The organism is Vibrio sp. HI00D65 (genome assembly GCF_001635455.1).
Lineage (GTDB): Bacteria > Pseudomonadota > Gammaproteobacteria > Enterobacterales > Vibrionaceae > Vibrio.
This window is the reverse complement of record NZ_LWEH01000196.1, coordinates 1-326: the sequence shown is the minus strand read 5'-3', so window position 1 is coordinate 326 and position 326 is coordinate 1. Positions and strand designations below refer to the sequence as shown.

The 326-nt window shown below is 47.2% G+C and carries 1 protein-coding gene; it reads right to left on the bottom strand.

What is annotated here, in order from left to right; genetic code table 11:
* Nucleotides 1–326, bottom strand: a 326-nt coding sequence (locus A3712_RS15185; RefSeq protein ID WP_157618770.1) for an aminotransferase class III-fold pyridoxal phosphate-dependent enzyme, incomplete at both ends; no start/stop codon positions are given.

The following is a 326-nucleotide window of genomic DNA, read 5'->3' as shown; positions in this document are numbered from 1 at the left end:
GTTACCACCGTAAGTAGAACCATGAGTACCAACCTTGAGGTGTGTTGCTAGTTCAGATGTCGTTAGCATTGCGCCGATAGGGAAACCGCCACCTAGTGACTTCGCAGTGCTTAGGATATCTGGTGTTACACCTAGACCTTGGTAAGCATAGAAATCACCAGTACGGCCATTACCTGTTTGTACTTCATCAAAAATCAGCAGTGCATTGTGTTTGTCACATAGTTCACGAACCGTATTCACGAACTCAGCCGTTGGAGGAATAATACCGCCCTCACCCTGCAGAGGTTCCATCATGATGGCACAAGTGCGGTCAGAAATATGCGCTT